Raw genomic sequence first — 23,150 nt, 5'->3', positions numbered from 1 at the left:
CTGGCCGCCGACGGAAAAATATCCGCGAGGAAGCAGGCCCTTCGGTAATCCGTGCAAACGCTGAAAGCGCTTGGTGCGGGCGGAGGGACTCGAACCCCCACAACTTTCGTCACTGGAACCTAAATCCAGCGCGTCTACCAGTTCCGCCACGCCCGCGTGAAATTTGCATCAAGACCGGCCGCGATGCCGCGGGCGGCCGGGCTTATAGCATGCGCCCGACTGTTCGCAGCAAAAAAATGGCCGGTTGGAGGCACAGTTCAAGTAGGCACGACGGCTGGACTTATCCAGCGCAGCGTGATCCGCATCGGGCCATGACGACAACATTTTTTGCGCCCACCCGACGCGATGTTCTGGCCGGCCTGGGAGCCTCGGCGGCGGGGTTGATTGCCGGCGGCGCAACTTCAGCCGCGACTGCCCGGCTCGCCCTCCAGGCCAGGCCGGCAACGCTGGCACTGAGGTCGGCTCAGCCGGCTACACCGATCTGGGAGCTGGCAGCCTTAAATCCCGGCGGCGACGTCCGTCTCAAGCGCGGCGAGCGCTGCGAGGTGACACTCCGGAACGACCTGCCTGTCCCGGTTGCCCCGGCCTGGTACGGGCTCGACGGGGCAAGCGCGGCCGAACCGCTGCTCGCGGGCTCAACGGTCACCTCAGGAGGGACGGAAACCTCAATTCTTTCAATGCCTCATGCCGGAATCCTGATGGCCGACCTTCGCCTGCTGGACGATGGTCTGAACCAGCCGGTCCGGCCACTTCCCATTATTGTTCAGGAGTCCGAGCCGTCCGAGGTCGACCGTGACGAGCCCTTCCTGGTGGAGGACTGGCGCCTGGCCCCGGACGGCACCGCACTTCTCCCGGGCGCCGCCGGGGGCGAGATCGCGCCGGTCTTCACCGTCAACGGCAAGATTGCGCCGGACTTCACCCTCCGAGCGAACGAGCGGCTCAGGCTGCGCATGATCAACGGCTGCCAACGCGCTGTCATTGCGGTCAAATTCGAGGGCGCTGACGTCCTGGTCATGGCCCTGGACGGCCAGCCGGCCGAACCCTTCACCGCCCGCAACGGCGCCCTGGTGCTGGCGCCCGGCGGCCGGGCCGACGTTTTTCTCGACGGCACAACGGCGCCGGGCTCCACGGCGCCGATCCTGCTGCATGATGGCAAGGAGGCCCGTCCGATCGCCCGGCTCCTGATGTCAGCCGAGCCGCCGCTCCGCCCGAGCCGCCTTTCGCCCCCGGCCCCGCTGCCCTCCAACGGCCTCCCTGCCAATCTCGACCTCGGGGGCGCCCTGCGGTTCGATGTCGCGCTGGGGCTAACCGGCTGGGTGCGCCCGTCGAGCTTCTCTGCCTCGGCAGCCCCCGCCTTCCGCGCCAAGGCCGGCCGCACTGTCGTGCTGGCACTGAAGAACATCGCCGCCATCGCGACCGTCTTCCACCTGCACGGCCACCACTTCCGCCTGCTCGATCGACTCGACGACGGCTGGAAGCCCTACTGGCTCGACACGCTCGCGATTGAGCCCGGCCAGACCCAGCGCATTGCTTTCGCAACGAGCACGCCCGGCCGCTGGCTGATCGAGTCCGTCGCAACCGACTGGGCCGCGCCGCGCCTCGTGCGCTGGTACGCGGTGGAGTGAAGCTTCAGTACTCCACCCCCAGCGCGTCATAGATCCGCCGGTGCACGGCCGGCAGCGTCTCGGTCAGGTCTTCCGCGATCAGCCCGGGGCCCGCTTCGCTGGCCGCCTCGCCATGCATCCACACGCCGATGCTGGCGGCCTCGAACGCCGGTACGCCCTGGGCAAGAAGGCCGGCAACGATGCCGGAGAGCACGTCGCCGGCGCCGGCGGTGGCGAGCCATGGCGGTGCGTTGGCTGCGATGGCGGCGCGGCCATCGGGCGCGGCAACGGTGGTGTCCGGGCCCTTCAGCAGCACGACCGCGCTCGAGCGTTCGGCCGCGGCGCGGACACGCTCGAGCTTCGAGCGGCCGGGGTGCTTGTTGCTGAGGTCGGAGAACAGGCGCGGAAATTCACCTTCGTGCGGCGTCAGCACCACCGCGGTGTCCTGCGATGACCTGATCGACTCGAACAACCGCTCGGGCTTTGCGGCAAAGCTGGTGAGCGCATCCGCGTCCAGCACCAGATGCCGCTGCGCCGAGAGCGCGCTGTGGACCATGTCGCAGGTGCGCTCGCCGATGCCCGCGCCGGGGCCGATCATGCAGGTGCTGTAGCGCTTGTCGCCGAGGAGCTCGGCGAATTCGACCGCGGTGTCGACGGGACGGACCATCACCGCGGTGAGCGCGGCGGCATTGATCGCGAGCGCATCGCGTGGGCTCGCGAGCGTCACGAGGCCGGCGCCGGCGCGCAACGCTCCGCGTGCGGCGAGCCGCGCTGCGCCGGTGGCGGCCGCATCACCGGAGACCGCCAGCACATGGCCTCGCGCATATTTGTGGCCGTCGATGCGCGGAACCGGAAAGGCAGTGCCCCAGAAATCGGGATCATTCTCGAAGATCTGCGGCTGGATCTCATCGAGCACCTGCGCGTCGATGCCGATATCGACGACGCGCACGCGGCCGCAATGCACGCGGCCCGGCAGCAGCAGGTGCGCCGGCTTCTTGCGGAAGAAGGTGACGGTCTCGGTGGCATTCACCGCAACACCCATCACGCTCGCGCTGGTGCCGTTGATGCCGCTCGGTAGGTCGACGGCGAGCACCGGCGCGCCATTGGCGTTGATGGCCGCGATCATCTCGTGCGCCTCGCCGTCAACAGTACGGCTCAGGCCCGCACCGAACAGCGCGTCGATGATCAGAGCCGGCCTGCCGATCGCCTGCGGATTGAACGGCAGCACCGGGTGCTTCCAGCCGCGTGCGGCGGAGGCTGCATCGCCGTGAAGCTGATCGCGCTCGCACATCAGGATCACCGAGACCTCGCGCCCCTGAGCGGCGAGCTCGGCGGCCGCGACAAAGCCGTCGCCGCCATTGTTGCCGGGCCCGACGACGACCAGGATCGGTCCCTCCTCCACCAGCGCCTGGGCCGCTTCGGCGACCGCCTGGCCGGCGCTCAGCATCAGTTTGAAGCCGGGGGTGCCGGCCGCGATGCTGAGCTGGTCGGCCCGCTGCATTTCAGCGTTGGTCAGAACTTCCATGCCACTTCCCTGGTACAAACGCCTCTTCAACAGGCATTTTCTGTTCCGAGGCGAAACAAAAAACGTGGATCTGCACAGAGATTGAACCGTTTGCCTATTTCGTAGTCTCCGCTATTTTGAGCGGGTCGGCTCCACCTATCCGAGATGCTCGTTAAAAGGCTGATAACGCTCCAATAATCAGGGTATTTGCAATTTGGCATAGACCCTGCTTTCGAGGAAGCCGCTTCGGTTTGTCGTGCTCCCTGGACTACAATCAAGGTGCCGGCCGTCGCCGGGCTGGTCAGGCGCCCCGGCACAGCGAAGATAAGCCCATGCGTTAAGAAAAGCGCATCCTGACAAAGACGTTGCTATTTGATCGAAAGGCCGGGAGGCGCTCAGTGAAGAAAATCGAAGCCATCATCAAGCCGTTCAAGCTCGACGAGGTGAAGGAAGCGCTCCAGGAAGTCGGCCTCCAGGGCATTACCGTCACCGAGGCCAAGGGCTTCGGACGTCAGAAGGGTCACGCCGAGCTGTACCGCGGCGCAGAATACATCGTGGACTTCCTGCCCAAGGTGAAGATCGAGATCGTGATCGGCGACGATCTGGTCGAGCGTGCGATCGACGCGATCCGCCGCGCCGCTCAGACCGGGCGCATTGGCGACGGCAAGATTTTTGTCTCCAACATCGAAGAGGCGATCCGCATCCGAACCGGCGAATCCGGGCTGGACGCTATTTAAGGCGGGTGCTATCCCGCGTTCTGCGACGTTCTAACAGGAAATAAGGCTGCTTCGGCGGCCTGATTTCGTTTGTGCAATCGCGCAAGTCAAAGAGCGCGGACACGGTCGCTCGAAGTCTGGAAACCGACCCGCAGAGCCAAAAGGGGTATGCATGAAGACCGCCAAAGACGTCCTGAAATCGATCAAGGACAACGACGTCAAATACGTCGACCTGCGCTTCACCGATCCGCGCGGCAAGTGGCAGCACGTGACGTTCGACGTCAGCATGATCGATGAAGATATTTTCGCCGAAGGGACGATGTTCGACGGCTCCTCGATCGCCGGCTGGAAGGCGATCAACGAGTCCGACATGTGCCTGATGCCCGATCCGGTGACCGCGACGATCGATCCATTCTTCGCCGAGACCACCATGGTCATCACCTGCGACGTGCTCGAGCCGACCACCGGCGAGCCCTACAACCGCGACCCCCGCGGCATCGCCAAGAAGGCCGAGGCGATGGTGAAGTCGATGGGCGTGGGCGACACCGTCTTCGTCGGTCCCGAAGCCGAGTTCTTCGTGTTCGACGACGTGCGCTTCTCCTCCACTCCCTACAACACCGGTTTCCGCCTCGACTCCTCGGAGCTGCCGACCAACTCCGACACCGAATATGAAGGCGGCAATCTCGGCCACCGCGTCCGCACCAAGGGCGGCTACTTCCCGGTTCCGCCGCAGGACTCCGTGCAGGACATGCGCTCGGAGATGCTCGGCGCCATGGCCAAGATGGGCGTCAAGGTCGAGAAGCATCACCATGAAGTCGCTTCCGCCCAGCACGAACTCGGCATGAAGTTCGACACCCTGACGCTGATGGCCGACCACCTCCAGATCTACAAGTACTGCATCCACCAGGTCGCCCACATCTACGGCAAGACCGCCACCTTCATGCCGAAGCCGGTCTATGGCGACAACGGCTCGGGCATGCACGTTCACCAGTCGATCTGGAAGGAAGGCAAGCCGGTGTTCGCCGGCAACAAATACGCCGACCTGTCGGAAACCTGCCTCAACTACATCGGCGGCATCATCAAGCACGCCAAGGCGATCAACGCCTTCACCAACCCGTCGACCAACTCCTACAAGCGTCTGGTCCCGGGCTATGAGGCTCCCGTGCTGCTCGCTTACTCCGCGCGCAACCGCTCGGCCTCCTGCCGCATCCCCTACACCGCTTCGCCGAAGGCCAAGCGCGTCGAGGTGCGCTTCCCTGATCCGCTCGCCAATCCCTATCTCGGCTTCGCCGCGATGCTGATGGCCGGCCTCGACGGCATCAAGAACAAGATCGATCCGGGTCCGGCGATGGACAAGGACCTCTACGATCTGCCGAAGGAGGAGCTGAAGCAGATCCCGACCGTGTGCGGCAGCTTGCGCGAGGCGCTGGAAAATCTCGACAAGGACCGCGCCTTCCTGAAGGCCGGCGGCGTGTTCGACGACGACTTCATCGACAGCTATATCGAGCTGAAGATGACCGAGGTCGAACGCTTCGAGATGACCCCGCACCCTGTCGAGTTCGATATGTACTATTCGGGCTAAACAGCTCGAACGGCTTGCGACAAACAAAGGCGCTCCGAAAGGGGCGCCTTTTCGGTTGGGAAAGCGGCGGGCTTCGCCACGCCCGACGTTTCCGCGTGTTTCCGGCTACGGGGTGTCGCGCCGCGGAATTAAATGATCGAGCAATCCCGCCGGCAGCGGAAAGACGACAGTCGACGACCGTTCGCCCGCTATGTCGTGCAGAGCCGCGAAATAACGTAGCTGCATCGCCTGCGGCTCCTGCGCGAGAATCCGGCCGGCCTCGACGAGCTTTTCGGCGGCCTGCTGCTCGCCCATCGCATTGATCACCTTGGCGCGCCGCAACCGCTCCGCCTCGGCCTGCTTGGCAATCGCGCGCACCATGGTTTCGTTGATATCGACGTCCTTGATCTCTATGCCGGTCACCTTGATGCCCCAGACGTCGGTCTGCTTGTCGAGGATCTCCTGGATGTCGGCGTTCAACTTGTCGCGTTCGGCAAGCATCTCGTCGAGGTCGTGTTTGCCGAGCACCGAGCGCAGCGTGGTCTGGGCGAGCTGGCTGGTCGCGGCCATGTAGTCACCGACCTTGATGATGGCACGCTCGGGATCGACGATGCGGAAGTACAGAACGGCGTTGACCTTGACGGACACGTTGTCCCGCGAAATCACGTCCTGGGGCGGCACGACCTGCACCATGACGCGCAGATCAACCTTTACGAGTTGCTGCACGACCGGAACGAGGATGATGAGGCCCGGGCCTTTCACGCCGGTAAAGCGGCCGAGCGTAAAGACGACGCCACGCTCGTATTCGCGCAAAATTCGAATTGCTTGGGATAGAAATATGATGACAAGCAGCGCAAGCGCCGCATAGGTCAAATATTCCAGCATCATGATGTACCTCCCTCGCCGGTCCGGGCCGGCCCGCGCCGTATCAGCAGCGTCAGGTCGACGACGTTGGCGACCTCGACTCTCTCTCCGGGCGCGAACGTTTCGGCGCCGCGCGCCTGCCAGCGCTCACCATGGGCGAACACATGACCTTCGTTCCCGTTCCAGTCGAGAACTTCGGCAGGCAAACCTCGCATGGCCTGCGCGCCGACCCGTGCAGGAGCCTTGGCGGCGCGCCGAAGCGAGCCAAGCACGACGAGAGCAAAGCCGACGAACACAGCCGCGGTGATGCCGATCACCCACCACGACAGGTGGTAGCCGGGCGCCTCGACCCTGAAAAGCATCAGCGCCCCCAGCACGAAAGCGATGATCCCTCCGAGACCGATCACCACAGTCGGATTGAAGGCTTCGACTGTGAGAAGCACGATTCCGGTCAACATCAGAGCGAGGCCGGCATAGTTGATCGGCAGCAAATTGAGTGCATAGAGGCCAATCAGCAAGCAGATCGCGCCGACGACGCCCGGGGCGACCGCACCGGGAGACATGAACTCGAAGATCAGGCCGTAGATGCCGACCATCAGCAGAATGAAAGCCACGTTCGGATCAGTGATGACCCCCAGGAAGCGGGATATCCATCCGGGATCGATGGCTTCAATGACGGCATCCTTCGTCGCGAGGCGTTGCGTCTTGTCGCCCGCTACCTCCACCACACGACCATCGAGCTGCCTCAGCAATTCAGCCGTGTCGTGCGCGACGAGATCGATGGCATGGGCCTCCAGCGCGCCGTTGGCAGAGAGCGTGGCAGCCTCACGGACCGCCTTCTCCGCCCAATCCGCATTGCGGTTGCGCAGTTCCGCAAGGCTGCGGATGAAAGCGACCGCATCATTGGTCGCCTTTGCCGTCATGGCATCCTTGGGCTGATCCTTGGGCTCGCCCTGCTGGTCACCGTCTTTCTTGTCCTTGCTGCCCTTGTCGGGAGTGCCGCTCGGCAGACCCGGCAGCGGTCCGCCGATCTGCACCGGCGTCGCGGCACCGATATTGGTGCCCGGCGCCATCGCCGCGATGTGGGTCGCATAAAGGATATAGGTCCCGGCGCTCGCCGCATGGGCGCCGGAGGGGGCAACATAGCCGATGACGGGAATGGGCGAGGCAAGCACGTCTGCGATGATCTCGCGCATGCTGGAATTGAGACCGCCGGGCGTGTTCATTCTCAGAAGCACGACCTCGGCGTGCCGTTCGCTCGCCTTGGCCAAAGCCTCCTTCACGTAACTGGCCGACGCAGGGCCGATGGCTCCGTCGATCGCAACAGTCAGTGCAAGACGGCCGCCGCTCTCCTCCGCTGAGCTGGGAAGATGGGAGACAACCAGAGCAACGATGGCCATCGTCGCAATGAAGGCCGCCTTTACGGTCTGCACGGCAAGCACTCCCTTGCCAAAGATATGGCGCCCCGTTCCGGAACCTCAATGCCCGGATAAGGCATAAAGGGGACTCATGGGCGTCGTTGTGCGATGCGATGGATTGAGGCGGCCGAAGGACTTTTGGTGCGAGCGCGTTGCAAACAGCGTTCACGACATCTGCTCAAGGTCTGACTTGAGTGCGACCAGGAAGCGGGCGGCTTCACCGCCCGTCACCACGCGATGATCAAAGGTGAGCGACAGGGGCAGCGTGCGCCTCACAGCAGGCTGTCCCCGATGCGGGACGACGCCCGGCGAAATCCGTCCGGCACCGATGATGGCCGTCTGGGGCGGCACGATGATCAGATTTGCGAACCGGCCGCCGATCATCCCGAAGTTCGACAGTGTAATCGTCGCGCCACGCAGCTCTTCAGGCGGTATCGAGCGCGCGATCGCGTCGGCCCGCAGCCGGTCAAGTCCCATCCGCAAGTCCGATACGCTGCGCTCCGCGACATTGCGCAACACAGGAACAATCAGGCCGCCCTCGGTATCCACCGCAATGCCGAGATCGACACGCGCCATGAGACGCCGCTCTCCGGCGCCGGGATTGTACCAGGTGTTAAGCGCGGGCTCTGCCCTGCAGGCGGCAGCGATGGCCCGCACCAGACGGATCGTCACGTCCTCGCCTGTCGGCCAATCGTCGATATCGGCTTCATCGCTCACCGTGGCGGGAACGACTTGCGCATGGGCTGTTGCCATGCGCTGGGCCATGGCGCGCCGCACGCCCCGCAGGGGCTCGGCGCTACCGGCTTGGGACACAGTCTTCGCGGCCCGCTCGACATCGGCGCGTGTGATGGTGCCGCCGGGCCCCGTGGGCTCCACGCTTTCAAGATCGACGTCGAGCTTGCGCGCCAGTGCACGCACAGCCGGAAACACCTGCGGTCCGGCCGGGGGGCCGGAAGGCATTCCCTCGGCGGGCCGATGTCCGCCGCCGCCAAGCTCGCCAACGATGGTGCCCGTGTCCTGTTCAGCACCCTCGACAAATTCGACGAGCGGCGCACCGACCTTGACGATATCGCCCTTGGCGCCAAACACGCGCGCAATGCGCCCACTGGACGGAGATGGTATCTCAACGACCGCCTTGTCGGTTTCGACGGAGACGAGCGGCTGATCGGTGACGACATGATCGCCCTCACCGACATACCAGCTCACGATCTCCGCCTCCTCGAGGCCCTCTCCAAGATCCGGCAGCGTGAATTGGCGCATGGGCCCAAAAGTCCATTGGCATCTAGCTGAACTGGCAAACCTTGCGGGCGGCAGTCATGATGCGTTCGACCGAAGGCATGTAGTGTTGCTCCAGACGCGCCATCGGAACGACGGTGTCGTAGCCGGTGACGCGGGTCACAGGCGCAAGCAGCGAGGGCAGGCGGCGCTCGGCAATGGTCGCGGCGATCTCGGCGCCAAATCCGCCGGTGCGTGCTGCCTCGTGCACGATAACGCAACGGCCGGTCTTGGCGACCGAACCGAGCACGGTGTCTTCGTCGTAGGGCTTGAGCGTGGCGAGATCGATGACCTCCGCCGCGATGCCTTCGGCCGACAGTGCCTCCGCCGCGGCCATGGTTTCCTTCAGCATGGCTCCCCAGCTTATCAGCGTCAGATCGCGACCTTCCTTCAAGACAAAAGCGGCATCCAGCGGCAAGGCTTCGCCATTGTCCTCCACTTCGCCTTTGGCCGCACGGTACAGGCGCGTCGGCTCGAGAAACACGACAGGATCGGGATCGCGGATGGCCGCGAGCAACAATCCATAGGCACGTTCGGGCGAGGACGGCATGACGACGCGCAACCCGGGAATATGGGCGAGCATTGCCTCGGTGCTTTCGGAATGATGCTCGGGCGCGCGGATGCCGGCGCCGTGCGGCGTGCGCAGAACCATGGGACAGGTGAGCCGTCCCTGAGTCCGATTGCGCAATCGAGATGCATGGTTCACGAGTTGATCCAGGCAAGGATAGATGAATCCCATGAACTGAATCTCGCCGACCGGTTTCAGTCCCTGCGCAGCCATGCCGACGCAGAGCCCGGAGATCAGAAGTTCGGCAAGCGGCGTATCGAGGACCCGCGCCGCCCCAAACCGCTTCTGCAAGCCTGCGGTTGCGCGGAAGACGCCGCCGTTGACGCCAACGTCCTCGCCAAGCACAACGACGTCAGGATCATCTTCCATGGCGCGAGCGAGCGCCAGGTTGATGGCTTCGACCAACGTTGCCTCAGGCATCGTGCTCTCCCGCAAGTTCGCGGCGCTGCGCGGCATAGACCTCAGGCAGATCAGCATACAGGTGATCGAACATGGTTTCGGGACGGCGCGGCACTGTCGCCAGATAGCGTTCGGCCGCCGCCTCGACCCGCGCATGGCATTCGGTGGCGAGTTGCTCCTCGTCCGCCTTGCCCCACATTTTCTGAGCGACCAGATAAGCCCTCAGCCGCGCAATCGGCTCTTGCTTCCAATGCGCCTGGACCTCCTCGGCCGGACGATAGCGCGCCGCGTCGTCGGATGTCGTGTGGTCGCCGAGCCGGTACGCGACCGCCTCGATGAACCGAGGTCCGTTGCCGTCGCGGGCGGCGACAATGGCTTCCTCACTAGCGGCGCGCATCGCCACCACGTCACTCCCATCGACCTGCTCACCGACAAAACCTGCGGCGATCGCCTTCTGGGCCAGCGTTTCGCACGCGGTCTGCTGTCGCAATGGTACCGATATGGCCCATTGATTGTTGGCGACCACAAATACGAGCGGCAATTTGTGCACGCCGGCAAAATTCATCGCCTCGTAGACGTCGCCTTTCGAGGTGGCTCCATCGCCGAACAGGCATACGGCGACGCGCGGTTGCTTGCGCAGCTTGAGGGCGTAGGCGACACCGGCGGCATGCGGCGCCTGGGATCCGACCGGAACACAGAACGGGAAATCGTGGACCGGTCCTGAAAACCGGTTACCGCGTTCGTCGCCGCCCCAGAACAGGAGGATCTCCTCCAGCCTGACGCCGCGCCAGAGCAGAGCCCCGTTGTCGCGATACGACGGCAACAGCACATCCTCTTCCCGCATCGCACTGGCGATCCCGACCGATACAGCCTCCTGGCCGAGCGAAACGGCATAAGTCCCAAGCCGGCCCGTGCGCTGCAACGCAACAGCCTTGCGGTCAAACAGGCGCAGCAGCACCATCGACCGGTAAAGCTCAATCAGCAGCTTGGCGTTAGAGGCGAAGGCAGGAAGCGGCCGCTGGATTGAGCCGTCCGGCGCGAGGTAATTACGGTGACGCACCTCGAAGCGCGCAATGACGGGGAGATCCTGATTTACCCTACGGCTGGCCACGCTCTCACTCCCGGAGCGATTGTGCCTCTACAACTCATTCAGGTGGTGTTTGTGCCAGACGATGCAATACCGCCAAAGGATTACTCCGAAGCGCCTGCAATCCTTGCCGTATCGCCGCTTGCGGTCGATTCACGCAATCATGGAAACGGCGCAACAACGGGCCGCGCGGGTGCACTACGCCGTCGCGCGCTGCCTTTCGACCAAGGCCTCGCCGAACGCTTCAAATATCTTCCGGTTGATCGGATTGCGCTGCGGGTCGTACTCGGCGTGCCATTGCACGCCGAGCGCAAAGCTCGGCGCCTCCGCGATGCGGATTGCCTCGATGGTGCCGTCTTCGGCGACGCCTTCGATCAGCACGCGCTTGCCCGGCTCCAGGATGCCCTGGCCGTGCAGCGAATTAACGCGGATTGTCTCGCAGCCGAGGATTTTGGCGAAAGCTCCGCCCGGCGTGAGGGCGACGTCATGGCGGTCGGCGAATACCACGGTCGGATCGGGATGGATCTCGCCGTTCTCCAGCCGCGGCATGCGGTGGTTCATCCGGCCGGGCAGCTCGCGGATCTCGGGGTGCAGCGAGCCGCCGAACGCCACGTTCATCTCCTGCAGGCCGCGGCAAATGCCGAACAGCGGGATGCCGCGCGAGACACAGGCCACCGAGAGCGCCAGCGCCACCTCGTCGCGATGGATGTCGTAAGGCTCGTGCTTCTCGCAGGGATCGACGTTGAAGCGCGTCGGGTGGACGTTGGCCCGGGCGCCGGTGAGGATGACACCGTCGACGGTATCGAGCAGCGCAGCGATGTCGGTAATGTCGGGTGAGCCCGCGAACATCAGCGGCAAGCCGCCGGAGACTTCGGCAATCGCGCGTAAATTGCGCTCACCGACCATCTGGACCTGAAATCGATTTTCGACGCGATGGGAATTCCCGATCACGCCGACGACCGGCTTTCTCATCTCCCGTTCCGACCTCCCCGCCGAAGAAGATTCTCCAAACATGCCCGTCGGATGGAACAAATTCAACCGAGGAGACTGCGGGACGGCAATGCTATTTTCGCTTAAATGTCCCGCCTGACGGCAATTGAGGTCGCCCGTCCGCGATGGCGGCAGCCTGTCGCCGCGCGGTTCGCACCCCCGGGTCGGTCGCCGCCGTCACTATCAAACCGGCCCGCAGCCCCGGCTTGATCCGAGGGCCGATTTCGCGAAAGAGTGCCGTGCGCGCTGCCTTCGAAGAGGAAACGATGTGAGCATCCCAGCAGACGAACGATCCCGGACGCGCAGCGAGCTGGCCTGGGCGATCACGGTCGGCGGCATGGGCGTCGTGCTGTTCACCGCGCTGCTCATCTTCACCTGGTATTTTGCCGCTACGCTGCTCCTGATCTTCACCGGCATGCTGCTAGGCCTCGGCCTCAACGCACTGACCAATGCGCTTGGCCGCCGTTTTCGTTGGCCACATCCGGTCCGGCTCGCGATCGTCTGCATGGCGCTTGCCGTGTTGCTCGCGGGCGTCGCCTATCTCGGCGGCGCGACCATCGCCGAACAGGCATCGGCGCTCAGCAACACCATCAAGTCGCAGATCACGCACGTCAGGTCCTTCCTCGAGAGCCACGGCATCGACACCAGTTTCTTCGACATCGGCAATGCGACGCCCGCCTCCACCAACGCAGCCTCGGAGACGGTGCCCGCCCCAAGCCCGGTTCCGCACGGCCCGCTGCCGGGCGCGGGCGCCCTCGCCTCCAGCGGCGGGGCGATCGTGAGCCAGACCTTCAAGCTGCTGCTCGGCACGATCAGCGCCGTCGGCAACATCTTCATCGTGCTGTTCCTGGGGCTGGCTTTCGCCGCCCAGCCAAGCCTCTACCGCGAGGGCCTCTTGTTCCTCGCGCCGGCGAGGCACCGCATCCGGGCGACTCTCATCATCGATCGCATCAGCGAGACGCTGGAGCGCTGGCTGATCGCGCAGATCATCGTCATGATCGCGGTCGGGGTCGTGACCTGGATCGGGCTCGCCATCATCGGCATCCCCGGCTCGTTCATTCTCGGCATTCAGGCCGGCCTGCTCGCCTTCATCCCGACGGTGGGCGCCATCATCGCCGGCCTCGTCGTCGTGCTGGCGAGCCTTGCCTCGGGCTGGATCCCAGCGCTATCCGCGCTGCTCCTGTTCCTCGGCGTACACGCGATGGAGAGCTATGTGCTGACGCCTATCCTCCAGCGCCAGGCGCTGGACATTCCACCGGCGACGCTGTTCGCGTTCCAGATCCTGCTCGGGGTGGTCTTCGGAATCTGGGGCCTCGCGCTGGCGCTGCCGCTGGTCGCCATCGCCAAGGTCATGATCGATCACTTCAAGACCTATGAGACCACGGCGCCCGCCCAAGTCGAAGCGGCGTGAATCCGCTCAGGTCGTCAGCACGGTCTCGGTATGCTCAACCTCCGGCGGCGCAGCGAAGTACTGGCCGACCAAGCCGCGCCATTCGGTGAAATTCTCCGAGTTGCGGAAATCAACGGTGTGATTTTCCAACGTCGCCCACTTCACCATCAGCCGGTACCGCTGCGGGTTCTCGATCGACTTGTGCAGCTCGAAGCCGTGAAAGCCCTTGGCGCGGCCGAACGCGGCCTTGGCCTTGGCGACAGCGGCCTCGAAATCCTTCTCGCTGCCCGGCTTGACGTCGATTTGTGCGATTTCGGTAATCATCGGTTTCCACCCTTCTTGCTTGATGGGCGTGTCTACCGCAGCCGGGGAAAAAGAAAAAGGCGCCGAAACGGCGCCCTACTGACAGGAAAATGCAGCGCTCTCAGACGTACAGCAACACGGTGCCGGCCACGATGAGCGCGCAACCGGCAAACAGCCCGAACGGCCAGTAGCTGCGGCTCTGCGTATAGCGCCCCTGCGCACGGCGCTCGCTGATGACAGCGGTCTCGTACTCGTCGGCGGTGGAGAACAGACAGGCAAAGCCGCCGCGAGCCGAGGCCGCAGCAGCTTCGAGCGACATCAGGGCAGTTTGCGGATTCTGTCGACGGATCGATTCCATAGTGTGAATGGTAGGGATCGAATGGTAAACAGAGGATTACCGCAAGCCCTCCTGCACCTCAGACCGTGGCCGTTTGCGTCCGCGGCACGCCGACCCGCGCTGCGCTCTGGCGGCGCCAGTTCTCCAGCGACAGCGGCAGCTCTTCCGCTGCCTCGACGCGGTTACGGCCGCCACGCTTGGCCTGGTAGAGCGCAGTGTCTGCGGCCGCCAGCAGCACCTCGAGCTCGGTGCCGGCCGGACCACCCGCCACACCGATGCTGACGGTGGTGTCGACCGGCCCCTCCTCGACCACGACGCCGGAGGTCTCGAATGCCTCGCGCACGCGCTCGGCGACCAGCACGCCCTCTTCCAGCGAGCACGGCAGAAGCGCCGCGAACTCCTCGCCGCCGATGCGGCCCGAGAGGTCCGAGATGCGCAGATTGCTGACGACGACGGTTGAGAACAGTTTCAGCATCTCGTCGCCGGCGGGATGGCCGAAGCGGTCGTTGATCGACTTGAAGTGATCGATGTCAAAGATCATCACGGTTACCGGCCGTCCACCCTTGGCCTCGCGCTCGATCACCCGCGAGCAGGCCTCCGAGAAGCCGCGGCGGTTGAGCATGCCGGTCAGGGGATCGGTGGAAGCCGCGGTCCTGTGCGCCGTGACCGTACGCTCCGACACCAGCATGAAGATCACGAACACGGTGCCGACGGCATAGAGCACGAGCTCGACCGCGAACATGGTGACCCAGATGCTGGCCGAGAAGCTTGCATCGTTTGGCCGCAAGAAGCCACCGATCAGGATCGGCAGCATCAGCACGCAGCCGTGCATCACCGGCACCACAACGGCCGGCCAGCGCCGCTGCAGGCTCTTGCGCCGCTCGACCCAGAGCTCGCTCGCAGTCAGCGCCGCATAGACTGAGACGATGCCGGCGCCGATGACCATGCGCAGCGTGGATGCGGCGGGATCGAGCAGCGTCACCGCCGCGACCCACGCGAGTGCACCGATCACGAGGCCCGGCCAGTTCGGCTTGCGGCCGTGGAAAACGCGCGCGGCGTTCCACACCATGCCGCAGGCGACGAAGCCGGCCGCGTTCAGCGCTAGATACACTTGCGGACCGAGCCTGTCGCCGGCCGCCGTCCACAGCGCCACCGAGGCCGCGCCGAGCAGATATGACATGCCCCACCATTTCAGCGCGGGGCTGTTCTCCTGCTTGCCGAAAAACACCATCATGGCGCCGAGCAGTGCGGCAACCATCGTGGCGACCAAATAGAGCGTGATGCTATCGAGCGACATCATGTCGGCCCCCTTTAAAACATAGCAGTTACGCGATCGGCTCAGCCGACTTGCGCGCCCTTCCAGATGCGACGCTATGTCCCGCGGGTTCCATTCAGGTTTTCATGCGGGGGCAAGTTTTCACGAAAGAATCCATGAATTTGCATACAAACGAACAACAAAAAGGGCGCTGAAACCAGCGCCCTTTTGCATCTCATTGAAACCGCTTTCGCGGCGAATATTACCGAAGCGATTAACGCTTGGAGAACTGGAACGACCGGCGCGCCTTCGCCTTGCCGTACTTCTTGCGCTCGACCACGCGGGAGTCGCGGGTGAGGAAGCCGCCCTTCTTGAGCACCGTACGCAGCTCCGGCTCGAAATAGGTGAGCGCCTTGGAGATGCCGTGACGAACGGCGCCGGCCTGGCCGGACAGACCGCCGCCGGCGACGGTGCAGATCACGTCGTACTGGCCGGCGCGCTGGGCCGCGACGAACGGCTGCTGGATCATCATGCGCAGCACGGGACGGGCGAAATAGATTTCGACCTCGCGCGAGTTGACCATGACCTTGCCGGCACCCGGCTTGATCCAGACGCGGGCGACCGCGTCCTTGCGCTTGCCGGTGGCATAGGCGCGATTGAGCTTGTCGACCTTCTTCTCGTGCTTGGGCGCCTCGGGCGCGGCCGTCTTGAGCTGCGAGAGCTGGTCGAGCGACTGGATGGATTCGGCCATGTTATGCGGCCCTCGTGTTCTTGCGGTTCAACTTGGCGATGTCGAGCTTCTCCGGCTGCTGCGCCTCATGCGGATGATCGGCCCCGCCGTAGACGCGGAGGTTGCTCATCTGGACACGGCCGAGCGGACCACGCGGGATCATGCGCTCGACGGCCTTCTCGAGCACGCGCTCGGGATGACGGCCCTCGAGGATCTGGCGCGCGGTGCGCTCCTTGACGTGACCGACATAGCCGGTGTGCTTGTAGTAGGTCTTCTGCTCGCGCTTGCGGCCGGTGAGCACCGCATGCTGGGCGTTGATGATGATGACGTTGTCGCCGCAATCAACGTGCGGGGTGTAGGTCGGGAGGTGCTTGCCGCGGAGCCGCATGGCGACGATGGTGGCGAGACGGCCGACGACCAGACCCTTGGCGTCGATCAGCACCCACTTCTTCGTCACCTCGGCCGGCTTTGCCGAAAAGGTTTTCATGTCAGAATTTCCGTGGAAGGAGACATCGGCGCGAACACAGCGCCAGACTGCGCGGCTTTCTAGAGAACCGACGCGCAACGGTCAATGCCCTCTGTCGGAAATTACATCAGTAAAATCAATAACTTAAAAATATGGTTCTATAATACCATCGAAAAGCTCAAACATTTGGAATGGAATAGGTCGACGTGACGTGCGCGATCGGATCGGCCGAGGTCCCGGACAGGAGATTCACCTCGCCGACGGCCAAGCGCTTGCCGAGCTTGAGCAGCCGGGCCTCGGCGAGCACATCCTGCCCCGGCTGGCCCTTGCGCAGGAAGTTGATGTTGAGGTTGGTGGTGACGGCTAGCCCGACGGGCCCGATAGCCGACAGCAGGACCACGTACATGGCGAAATCGGCGAGCGCCATCAGCGTCGGGCCGGACACGGTTCCACCCGGCCGCAGCATCCTTTCGCTGTAGCGCTGGCGCAATAGGCAGGTCTGGCCGTCCGCGCTCTCGATCGTGATGTCGTCACCGCTGAACGCCTGGGGAAACTCGTCGCGGAGGAACTGTTCGAGGTCCGCCACGCTCATTTTCGCTAACGCCATGCTGTCCCCCACCCTCGCTTCACTCCGCCTGTTACATTAAGTTATCTGCATCATCCAACTGCAATAATCCAAGCGGAATCGCTTCAATGTCAGTCCAAGCCGCCCGCGCCCCCTCTCCCCCGCCGCCGATCCTGCTGCGCGAGATCGTCGACAGCGTTGCCGTGCTCACGCTGAACCGACCGGCCGCGCGCAATAGCCTCTCGGAGGCGATGATCGGACAGCTACATGCGAGCCTCAACGCGATCGCGGAGGACAAGCGCATCCGCGCGGCCGTCATCGCGGCCAACGGCCCCGCTTTTTCGGCCGGCCACGATATGAAAGAACTCACCGCGCGCCGCACCGATCCGGATCGCGGCCGGGCCTATTTTGCGCAGGTCATGACGGCTTGCAGCGCGATGATGCAGGCGATCGTGCGTCTGCCCAAGCCTGTGGTCGCTGCCGTTCAGGGCATAGCCACCGCAGCCGGCTGCCAGCTCGTCGCAAGCTGCGACCTCGCCGTCGCCTCGGAGGCCGCAAGCTTCGCCACGCCCGGCGTCGATATCGGCCTGTTCTGCTCGACGCCGATGGTGGCGCTGTCACGCAACGTGCCGCGCAAGCAGGCGATGGAGATGCTGCTAACGGGCGAGCCGATCCCGGCCGCACGCGCGCGCGAGATCGGCCTCGTCAATCGCGTGGTCGCCGCCGGCACCGAGCGCGACGCCGCGATCGCGCTGGCGCAGCAGGTCGCGCTGAAATCCGCCTACACCGTCAAGCTCGGCAAAGAGGCGTTCTATCGCCAGGCGGAGATGAGCCTTGCCGAAGCCTATCGCTATGCGGCAGAGGTGATGACCGAGAACATGATGGCGCGCGACGCCGAGGAAGGCATCGGCGCCTTCATCGAGAAGCGCGCGCCGACATGGAAGGATGAGTGAAATCGTCATTGCGAGCCAACAGGTCCGCGCGAGGCGCGAGCCGATGACAGGCTCCGCGAAGCAATCCAGAAATCCCACCACGGACTGGATTGTTTCGTCGCTTCGCTCCTCGCAATGACAAGGAAAAAGAAAAGATGAACCACGACTCCTATCCCGACAATTACATCCGCGGCATCCTCAACAGCGTGAAGTCGATCGCGATGGTCGGCGCCTCGCCGGTCAACGTGCGGCCGAGCTACTTTGCGTTCAAATATCTGGCACAGCGCGGCTACGACATGATTCCGGTCAATCCCGGTCATGTCGGCAAGGAGCTGCTCGGCAAGCCGTTCGTCGCCTCGCTGCGCGATCTCGGCCGCCCCATCGACATGATCGACATCTTCCGCAACTCGAGCCACATCATGCCCGTGGTCGAGGAAGCGCTGACACTCGACCCGTTGCCGAAGGTGATCTGGATGCAGCTCGGGGCGCGTGACGATGCGGCCGCAGAGAAGGCCGAGGCCGCCGGCATCAAGGTCGTGATGAACCGCTGCCCGAAGATCGAATATGGCCGCCTGTCGTCGGAGATCTCCTGGATGGGCGTCAATTCGCGCACGCTGAGTTCGAAGCGTCCGCCGGCACCGACGCAAGGCATGCGACTGTCCCTCAACCGGATGAGCGTCGGCGGCGGCGACACCGCAGCATCGGATCGCGCCGCCAAAAACAAGAGCGAGCAAAGCTGACGCACGCGCGAAGCATTCATTTCGCGAACGCGACAATGCGCAGCACGATCATCCTGATCTGACGCCGTGCCTTGACGGCAGACGCGGCGCCGATCAGCATGCCGCGCGATTTCAGACCACAAGAACAGGACGCCACGAATGAGCGATCGCCTTCCGGGATTTTCGACCCTTGCCGTGCACGCCGGTGCACAGCCCGACCCCACCACCGGTGCGCGCGCGACCCCGATTTATCAGACGACCTCGTTTGTCTTCAATGACGCCGACCATGCCGCCTCGCTGTTCGGATTGCAGTCGTTCGGCAACATCTATACCCGCATCGGCAATCCCACCAACGCCGTGCTTGAAGAGCGCGTCGCCGCGCTCGAAGGTGGCACCGCGGCTCTGGCCGTCGCGTCCGGCCATGCCGCGCAGGTCGTGGTATTGCAGCAATTGCTCCAGCCCGGCGACGAGTTCATCGCCGCACGAAAACTCTATGGCGGCTCGATCAACCAGTTCACGCATGCGTTCAAGAGCTTTGGCTGGAACGTGGTGTGGGCCGATCCCGACGACATCACGACCTTCGAGCGCGCGGTCTCGCCGCGGACCAAGGCCATCTTCATCGAGTCCATCGCCAATCCCGGCGGCAGCATCACCGATATCGAGGCGATCTCGACGGTGGCCCGCAAGGCCGGCGTGCCGCTGATCGTCGACAACACGCTGGCCTCGCCCTACCTGATCCGCCCGATCGATCACGGCGCCGACATCGTCGTGCACTCGCTGACGAAGTTTCTCGGCGGCCACGGCAATTCGCTCGGCGGCATCATCGTCGATGCCGGCACCTTCGACTGGTCCACGGGCGGCAAATATCCGATGCTGTCCGAACCGCGGCCGGAATATCACGGTATCCGGCTGCAGGAGACGTTCGGCAATTTCGCCTTCGCGATCGCCTGCCGCGTCCTCGGCTTGCGCGATCTCGGCCCCGCGCTGTCGCCCTTCAACGCCTTCATGATCCTGACCGGCATCGAGACGCTGCCGCTGCGCATGCAGAAGCACTGCGACAACGCCAAGGCGATTGCCGAATTCCTCGCCGGCCATCCCGCAGTGGCCTCGGTGAGCTATGCGGGTCTGCCGGGTGACAAGTACAACCAGCTCGCGCGCAAATATGCGCCGAGGGGCGCGGGCGCCGTGTTCACCTTCAGCCTGAAGGGCGGCTACGACGCCGGCGTCAGCCTGGTGTCGAAGCTGCAACTGTTCTCGCATCTTGCGAATGTCGGCGACACCCGCTCGCTCGTCATCCACCCTGCCTCGACCACGCACAGCCAGCTCGACGACGCCGCCAAGATCAAGTCCGGCGCCGGCCCCGACGTCGTGCGGCTCTCTGTCGGCATCGAGGACAAGGAAGATTTGATTGCCGACCTGGAGCAGGCGCTCAGCGCTTGATGTTCAGTGTCACATAGCGCGAACTCAGGCGCGCAATTGCGCACCTGAGTGCTCGAGATTCCGGTCCGGCTCTGCGAGCCGCCTCGGAATGACGACGCTAGTTAACAGTCATTAACCATATCCGTTGCATACGTTATCCGTGGACCGCCCCTTTGATTCGGAGCCGACGATGCTGCGCTGGATGGTGCCCGCCCTCGTGGCGATGCTGACAGTTTCGAGTGCCGGCGCCGCCGATCTTGCGGCCACACCAAGGCGGCGGGCCGTCGCGCCGCCACCGCCGAAGGTCTATGTCGAGACCGATCCGGACGCGCTGATCTCGCCGGCCTATGGCATCGGCAGCTACGTCCGCAACCTGCCAGGCACGCCGCTGCTGCCGGGCTCCAATACGCTGCCGGGCTATTACGGCCGCCCCTGGGATTACGACTATCAAGGCGCGTATTACGGCGGGCCTCAGGTCGGTTATTTCTGGCGGCTGCCCTACGCCTGCGGCGTCTACGGCTATTGCTAACCGGCCTGACCGACCGGCACCGCGCGCGGCTGCGCCTCCGCCGATTGCCGCGCGGCGAGCCGCTCCGCCTGCATCACCGCAAGCGTCAGCACGGCGATCGCAACCGCTTGGTGCGCAAGCGCAAGGCCAATCGGGACCTGATTGAGCAGCGTGAGGATGCCGAGCACCGCTTGCAGGCTCACGGCCGCAAACAGCCACAGCGCGCCGCGCGCCGCCGTCCCGGCGCGGGACCGCAACGCGTCGACGGCATGCAGTGCCGCCAGCGCGAACAGCGCGTACGCCGTCATGCGGTGCTCGAACTGCACCGTCAGCACATTGTCGAACATGTTGCGCCACCACGGCGTCTCGAACCACAGCCGGTCCGCTGACGGGATGAACGTGCCGTCGATCTCGGGCCAAGTGTTGTAGGCACGCCCGGCACGCAGGCCCGCAACCAGCGCGCCGAAATAGATCTGCACGAAGGTCAGGACCACGAGCAAGGCGCTCGTCAGCCTCAGCCGCACCGGCGCAACGATCTGCGGCCGCTCGGCAAGCCGCCGCACGGTCCAGACGATACCGGCGAAGATCAGGAGCGCGAGCACCAGATGCGTCGCCAGCCGATACTGCGAGACCTCGACCCGCTCCGAGAGGCCCGAGGCCACCATCCACCAGCCGACCGCTCCCTGGAGCCCGCCGAGCGCGAACAGCAGCCATAGCCGCCGCTTCAGGTCACCGGGCAGGCCCCCGCGCCACAGGAAGAACAGGAACGGCAGGAGATAGGCGACGCCGATGAAACGGCCGAGCAGCCGATGGCTCCATTCCCACCAGAAGATCTCCTTGAACTCGAAGAGAGTCATCCCGGCATTGAGTTCGCGATATTGCGGGATCCTCTTGTAAGCCTCGAACGCATCGGTCCACTGCGCCTCCGAGAGCGGCGGCATGGTACCGGTGACCGGCTTCCATTCCACGATGGACAGCCCGGACTCGGTCAACCGTGTCGCACCGCCGACCAGCACCATCAGCGCGATCAGCGCGGCCACACAGATAAGCCACCAGCGCAGGGCGCGATGCAACTTGGTCGGGGCGGAAACCGTCGTCATTTCAGGAGCAAAACCAAGGCTTGAACGGGACTGCGTGCCCCTTATAGTCCCCCGCTCCCGCCGCGCAAGTTACGCAAAAGGCCGCAAAGCTCACGTCATGACGATCCGCACCCGCAAGTTCCTCGGCACCATCGCGCTCCTGGTGCTGGCCGCCGTCTGGGCCCTGCTCGGCATGGCGCTGGCACAGATGCCGTGGATCGCCGAATCCGGCTGGCGGCAGGCGATCTATTACGTCGTGGCGGGCATGGGCTGGGTCTTGCCGGCGATGCCGATCGTGAGCTGGATGCAGCGGCCCGACCGCGCCTAGTCCGCTTGCCCGCTGCCGGTCGGTCTCATCGGCGCAAAGGCGACGCCCGACACCAGCACCCGCAGCACGCGCAGCGAGCGCACCCGGCCGTCCCACGAAATCCGCGGCATCGCGTGCAGGTTGGTGCGCCCTTCAGCATCCACGATGCCCGATATGGTCGATACCGCGCTGGCAAAGCCCGCCTGCTCCGCCATCACGACATGGCTGCGCCGGAACGAGGTGCGATCGCCGAACGGGAATGCAAGGTGTCGGATCTCGCGGCCAAAGGCCGCTTCCGCCACCGCCTTGCCCATCGTCACCTCGCGCAGTGCGGCTGGATCCTTCATGTTGGCTAGAACGGGATAATTGACGGTCGCGCTGCCGAAAGTGACGTTCGGATCGGCCGCGAGTTTCGCCAGATCCTGCCAGTCCATCGATGCTTCGCGCGAGATGGCGGCGAGATCGATGCCGTAGCGCGCGCAGAGGTCGTGGACCGCGGCCGACAGGTCGGCCGGCGGTAGCGTCCGCAGCCAGCTCTCGATGAACGTGAACAGTGCTTGCTTGTCCGCAAGCTTGGTGACGACGAAGCGCTGCTCCTTCTCACCCATCATCAGGCTGATACGGCTCTCGCGCGCGATCATCTGCTCGAGTGCGAGCCACCAGGCTTCACCCACGCCATCGGGAAAGGCGGTCGGAATGTAAACCGTGAATGGCACGCCATGACGCGCCAGCACCGGATAGGCAAAGTTGATCAGGCCCTTATCGGTGCCGTCGAAGGTCAGCGCCACGAAACGTCGCTTCTCCGGCAGCGTGACCGCGCGCCGGCAGACGTCCTCCATGCCGAGGAAATCAAACTTCCAGCGCTTGAGCGCGCCGATGGCACGGTCGAGGAATTGCGGCGTGATCTCACGGGCGCGCAGCGGTTGGAACGCGCCGCGCCGCCGCGGCCGCACGCGCTCAAAGCGCAGGATGGCCCCGGCACCGCGCCCGCGCAGCAGGGGCCTGCCAGTGAACCAGGCCAGCTCAAGGCGCAGCCGCTCCAGCCATCTGTCGTCGGATGCCAAAGTCCCACCTTCCCGCACGTCCGCCAGCGGCGCCCCCCGCCATTGTCCTTACCCTTTGTTGACATTTGTTTGCAAAGGTCGGCCACAGGC

24 protein-coding genes and 1 tRNA gene are annotated in these 23,150 nt (G+C 64.4%); 9 read left to right on the top strand and 16 right to left on the bottom strand.

The annotated features are described in order from the left end of the window. Positions 1-71 precede the first annotated feature (71 nt). Positions 72-156, bottom strand: a tRNA-Leu gene (locus tag MTX21_RS04000). A gap of 155 nt (positions 157-311) precedes the next feature. Between MTX21_RS04000 and MTX21_RS03995 the strand changes: the two genes are divergently transcribed. Next, positions 312-1,625, top strand: a complete 1,314-nt coding sequence (locus MTX21_RS03995) for a multicopper oxidase domain-containing protein (RefSeq protein ID WP_280970622.1) — start codon at positions 312-314, stop codon at positions 1,623-1,625. A gap of 4 nt (positions 1,626-1,629) precedes the next feature. Here MTX21_RS03995 and MTX21_RS03990 read toward each other — a convergent pair whose 3' ends face one another. After that, on the bottom strand, positions 1,630-3,129 hold the full coding sequence (locus tag MTX21_RS03990) for an NAD(P)H-hydrate dehydratase (protein WP_280970621.1): 1,500 nt from the start codon (positions 3,127-3,129) through the stop codon (positions 1,630-1,632). Positions 3,130-3,506: 377 nt separating this feature from the next. On the opposite strand from MTX21_RS03990, the gene MTX21_RS03985 reads away from it, so the two are divergent. Together MTX21_RS03985 and glnA are read left to right on the top strand one after the other, a co-directional pair. Beyond that, entirely contained in the window at positions 3,507-3,845 is a 339-nt protein-coding gene (locus MTX21_RS03985; protein ID WP_007603495.1) for a P-II family nitrogen regulator, read from the top strand. A 151-nt stretch (positions 3,846-3,996) separates the two neighbouring features. Then, a complete protein-coding gene (glnA, locus tag MTX21_RS03980) occupies positions 3,997-5,406 on the top strand; it encodes a type I glutamate--ammonia ligase (protein WP_280970620.1) in 1,410 nt (469 codons plus the stop codon). Positions 5,407-5,511: 105 nt separating this feature from the next. On the opposite strand, the gene MTX21_RS03975 is transcribed toward glnA, so the two are convergent. The 6 genes from MTX21_RS03975 to MTX21_RS03950 all read right to left on the bottom strand — a co-directional run bounded on the left by MTX21_RS03975 (position 5,512) and on the right by MTX21_RS03950 (position 11,968). Continuing rightward, complete coding sequence (locus MTX21_RS03975) at positions 5,512-6,273, bottom strand: slipin family protein (protein ID WP_280970619.1); 762 nt, start codon at positions 6,271-6,273, stop codon at positions 5,512-5,514. Next, the gene (locus MTX21_RS03970) at positions 6,270-7,682 is read right to left on the bottom strand and encodes a nodulation protein NfeD (RefSeq protein ID WP_280970618.1); all 1,413 of its coding nucleotides are present in this window, start codon (positions 7,680-7,682) and stop codon (positions 6,270-6,272) included. Before MTX21_RS03970 ends, MTX21_RS03975 begins: the two co-directional genes overlap by 4 nt. Before the next feature lie 150 nt (positions 7,683-7,832). Continuing rightward, positions 7,833-8,927, bottom strand: coding sequence for a dihydrolipoamide acetyltransferase family protein (locus MTX21_RS03965; protein ID WP_280970617.1), 1,095 nt, complete (start codon positions 8,925-8,927; stop codon positions 7,833-7,835). 22 nt (positions 8,928-8,949) lie between these two features. After that, positions 8,950-9,930 (bottom strand): alpha-ketoacid dehydrogenase subunit beta, encoded by a 981-nt coding sequence (locus tag MTX21_RS03960; RefSeq protein ID WP_280970616.1) that lies wholly within the window; start codon positions 9,928-9,930, stop codon positions 8,950-8,952. Next, positions 9,923-10,969, bottom strand: a complete 1,047-nt coding sequence (gene pdhA, locus MTX21_RS03955) for a pyruvate dehydrogenase (acetyl-transferring) E1 component subunit alpha (RefSeq protein WP_280970962.1) — start codon at positions 10,967-10,969, stop codon at positions 9,923-9,925. Before pdhA ends, MTX21_RS03960 begins: the two co-directional genes overlap by 8 nt. Positions 10,970-11,194: 225 nt before the next feature. Then, positions 11,195-11,968, bottom strand: a complete 774-nt coding sequence (locus tag MTX21_RS03950) for a gamma-glutamyl-gamma-aminobutyrate hydrolase family protein (RefSeq protein WP_280970615.1) — start codon at positions 11,966-11,968, stop codon at positions 11,195-11,197. A gap of 286 nt (positions 11,969-12,254) precedes the next feature. On the opposite strand from MTX21_RS03950, the gene MTX21_RS03945 reads away from it, so the two are divergent. Continuing rightward, positions 12,255-13,397 (top strand): AI-2E family transporter, encoded by a 1,143-nt coding sequence (locus MTX21_RS03945; RefSeq protein WP_280970614.1) that lies wholly within the window; start codon positions 12,255-12,257, stop codon positions 13,395-13,397. A gap of 6 nt (positions 13,398-13,403) precedes the next feature. Here MTX21_RS03945 and MTX21_RS03940 read toward each other — a convergent pair whose 3' ends face one another. The 6 genes from MTX21_RS03940 to MTX21_RS03915 form a co-directional block, all read right to left on the bottom strand. Beyond that, complete coding sequence (locus tag MTX21_RS03940) at positions 13,404-13,700, bottom strand: antibiotic biosynthesis monooxygenase family protein (protein WP_280970613.1); 297 nt, start codon at positions 13,698-13,700, stop codon at positions 13,404-13,406. A 100-nt stretch (positions 13,701-13,800) separates the two neighbouring features. Further along, entirely contained in the window at positions 13,801-14,037 is a 237-nt protein-coding gene (locus MTX21_RS03935) for a hypothetical protein (protein ID WP_280970612.1), read from the bottom strand. A 58-nt stretch (positions 14,038-14,095) separates the two neighbouring features. Next, positions 14,096-15,316: a GGDEF domain-containing protein gene (locus tag MTX21_RS03930; RefSeq protein ID WP_280970611.1), complete on the bottom strand. Its 1,221-nt coding sequence runs from the start codon at positions 15,314-15,316 to the stop codon at positions 14,096-14,098. Between the two features lie 229 nt (positions 15,317-15,545). Next, positions 15,546-16,022 (bottom strand): 30S ribosomal protein S9, encoded by a 477-nt coding sequence (gene rpsI / locus MTX21_RS03925; protein ID WP_280970610.1) that lies wholly within the window; start codon positions 16,020-16,022, stop codon positions 15,546-15,548. A 1-nt stretch (position 16,023) separates the two neighbouring features. Beyond that, entirely contained in the window at positions 16,024-16,488 is a 465-nt protein-coding gene (gene rplM, locus MTX21_RS03920; protein WP_280970609.1) for a 50S ribosomal protein L13, read from the bottom strand. A gap of 157 nt (positions 16,489-16,645) precedes the next feature. Continuing rightward, positions 16,646-17,074, bottom strand: coding sequence for a PaaI family thioesterase (locus MTX21_RS03915; protein WP_280970608.1), 429 nt, complete (start codon positions 17,072-17,074; stop codon positions 16,646-16,648). 86 nt (positions 17,075-17,160) lie between these two features. Here MTX21_RS03915 and MTX21_RS03910 point away from each other — a divergent pair, with 86 nt between their 5' ends. The 4 genes from MTX21_RS03910 to MTX21_RS03895 all read left to right on the top strand — a co-directional run bounded on the left by MTX21_RS03910 (position 17,161) and on the right by MTX21_RS03895 (position 20,631). Next, on the top strand, positions 17,161-17,985 hold the full coding sequence (locus MTX21_RS03910; protein ID WP_280970607.1) for an enoyl-CoA hydratase: 825 nt from the start codon (positions 17,161-17,163) through the stop codon (positions 17,983-17,985). Between the two features lie 134 nt (positions 17,986-18,119). Beyond that, the gene (locus tag MTX21_RS03905; protein WP_280970606.1) at positions 18,120-18,704 is read left to right on the top strand and encodes a CoA-binding protein; all 585 of its coding nucleotides are present in this window, start codon (positions 18,120-18,122) and stop codon (positions 18,702-18,704) included. Positions 18,705-18,842: 138 nt separating this feature from the next. Continuing rightward, positions 18,843-20,123: an O-acetylhomoserine aminocarboxypropyltransferase gene (locus tag MTX21_RS03900; protein ID WP_280970605.1), complete on the top strand. Its 1,281-nt coding sequence runs from the start codon at positions 18,843-18,845 to the stop codon at positions 20,121-20,123. A gap of 169 nt (positions 20,124-20,292) precedes the next feature. Beyond that, complete coding sequence (locus tag MTX21_RS03895; protein ID WP_280970604.1) at positions 20,293-20,631, top strand: hypothetical protein; 339 nt, start codon at positions 20,293-20,295, stop codon at positions 20,629-20,631. Here the strand turns inward: MTX21_RS03895 and MTX21_RS03890 are convergent. Continuing rightward, positions 20,628-21,710, bottom strand: a complete 1,083-nt coding sequence (locus tag MTX21_RS03890) for a COX15/CtaA family protein (RefSeq protein WP_280970603.1) — start codon at positions 21,708-21,710, stop codon at positions 20,628-20,630. The two genes, MTX21_RS03895 and MTX21_RS03890, sit on opposite strands and share 4 nt — an antisense overlap. A gap of 97 nt (positions 21,711-21,807) precedes the next feature. On the opposite strand from MTX21_RS03890, the gene MTX21_RS03885 reads away from it, so the two are divergent. Continuing rightward, positions 21,808-22,017 (top strand): DUF2842 domain-containing protein, encoded by a 210-nt coding sequence (locus tag MTX21_RS03885; protein WP_280970602.1) that lies wholly within the window; start codon positions 21,808-21,810, stop codon positions 22,015-22,017. On the opposite strand, the gene MTX21_RS03880 is transcribed toward MTX21_RS03885, so the two are convergent. Beyond that, positions 22,014-23,060, bottom strand: coding sequence for a polysaccharide deacetylase family protein (locus MTX21_RS03880; protein ID WP_280970601.1), 1,047 nt, complete (start codon positions 23,058-23,060; stop codon positions 22,014-22,016). The two genes, MTX21_RS03885 and MTX21_RS03880, sit on opposite strands and share 4 nt — an antisense overlap. Between the last annotated feature and the right edge of the window lie 90 nt (positions 23,061-23,150).

Source organism: Bradyrhizobium sp. ISRA430 (genome assembly GCF_029909975.1).
Lineage (GTDB): Bacteria > Pseudomonadota > Alphaproteobacteria > Rhizobiales > Xanthobacteraceae > Bradyrhizobium.
Note: the sequence above shows the minus strand (reverse complement) of the source record. Positions and strands in the feature narration are given on the sequence as shown.

Coding starts and splice junctions, on each gene's coding strand:
- MTX21_RS03995 (WP_280970622.1), top strand. CDS start 312: ATGACGACAACATTTTTTGCGCCCACCCGACGCGATGTTCTGGCCGGC.
- MTX21_RS03990 (WP_280970621.1), bottom strand. CDS start 3,129: ATGGAAGTTCTGACCAACGCTGAAATGCAGCGGGCCGACCAGCTCAGC.
- glnA (WP_280970620.1), top strand. CDS start 3,997: ATGAAGACCGCCAAAGACGTCCTGAAATCGATCAAGGACAACGACGTC.
- MTX21_RS03975 (WP_280970619.1), bottom strand. CDS start 6,273: ATGATGCTGGAATATTTGACCTATGCGGCGCTTGCGCTGCTTGTCATC.
- MTX21_RS03965 (WP_280970617.1), bottom strand. CDS start 8,927: ATGCGCCAATTCACGCTGCCGGATCTTGGAGAGGGCCTCGAGGAGGCG.
- MTX21_RS03960 (WP_280970616.1), bottom strand. CDS start 9,930: ATGCCTGAGGCAACGTTGGTCGAAGCCATCAACCTGGCGCTCGCTCGC.
- MTX21_RS03950 (WP_280970615.1), bottom strand. CDS start 11,968: ATGAGAAAGCCGGTCGTCGGCGTGATCGGGAATTCCCATCGCGTCGAA.
- MTX21_RS03940 (WP_280970613.1), bottom strand. CDS start 13,700: ATGATTACCGAAATCGCACAAATCGACGTCAAGCCGGGCAGCGAGAAG.
- MTX21_RS03935 (WP_280970612.1), bottom strand. CDS start 14,037: ATGGAATCGATCCGTCGACAGAATCCGCAAACTGCCCTGATGTCGCTC.
- MTX21_RS03930 (WP_280970611.1), bottom strand. CDS start 15,316: ATGATGTCGCTCGATAGCATCACGCTCTATTTGGTCGCCACGATGGTT.
- rpsI (WP_280970610.1), bottom strand. CDS start 16,022: ATGGCCGAATCCATCCAGTCGCTCGACCAGCTCTCGCAGCTCAAGACG.
- rplM (WP_280970609.1), bottom strand. CDS start 16,488: ATGAAAACCTTTTCGGCAAAGCCGGCCGAGGTGACGAAGAAGTGGGTG.
- MTX21_RS03915 (WP_280970608.1), bottom strand. CDS start 17,074: ATGGCGTTAGCGAAAATGAGCGTGGCGGACCTCGAACAGTTCCTCCGC.
- MTX21_RS03910 (WP_280970607.1), top strand. CDS start 17,161: ATGTCAGTCCAAGCCGCCCGCGCCCCCTCTCCCCCGCCGCCGATCCTG.
- MTX21_RS03905 (WP_280970606.1), top strand. CDS start 18,120: ATGAACCACGACTCCTATCCCGACAATTACATCCGCGGCATCCTCAAC.
- MTX21_RS03900 (WP_280970605.1), top strand. CDS start 18,843: ATGAGCGATCGCCTTCCGGGATTTTCGACCCTTGCCGTGCACGCCGGT.
- MTX21_RS03895 (WP_280970604.1), top strand. CDS start 20,293: ATGCTGCGCTGGATGGTGCCCGCCCTCGTGGCGATGCTGACAGTTTCG.
- MTX21_RS03890 (WP_280970603.1), bottom strand. CDS start 21,710: ATGACGACGGTTTCCGCCCCGACCAAGTTGCATCGCGCCCTGCGCTGG.
- MTX21_RS03885 (WP_280970602.1), top strand. CDS start 21,808: ATGACGATCCGCACCCGCAAGTTCCTCGGCACCATCGCGCTCCTGGTG.